Here is a 410-nt window from a genome sequence, read left to right on the forward strand (position 1 = left end):
GGTCCCAACTGTTGACAACCACCCGGTACGGAATTCCGCGCGGCGCGATGACAGCCTCGATGGTGCGGGTCGTCGGGTCGTAGCAGAGCGGCTCCGGCACCATCGGCACCAGGACGTCATCGCACTCATCCAGCGCGGCCTGCAGGATGCGCTCGTCCTCAAGCGAGCCCGGCGTGTCGACGAAGATGTGCTCGTAGTGCAGTTTTCGTAGCTTGCGGAGATCGCGGGGATCGTCGATCTGGGCAAAGTCGAACGGCAGTCCTCCCCCTTGCTGCTCGACGCGCTTCGACCACCACACCGACGAGGCTTGAGGGTCCGTGGACGCGACCATGACCGGACTCGCCGGGTCTCCGATGGCCTCAGCGGTCGACCTGAGAATCGGCTCCGGGTTGACCAGAACGTCGTAGGTC

At 64.9% G+C, this 410-nt stretch carries 1 pseudogene; it reads right to left on the reverse strand.

What is annotated here, in order from left to right:
• A pseudogene (locus ACLQ29_RS35430) lies at window positions 1–410 on the reverse strand (ParA family protein); the annotation flags it as partial.

Origin of the sequence: Micromonospora sp. DT228, assembly GCF_049841595.1 — a bacterium.
GTDB lineage: Bacteria > Actinomycetota > Actinomycetes > Mycobacteriales > Micromonosporaceae > Micromonospora.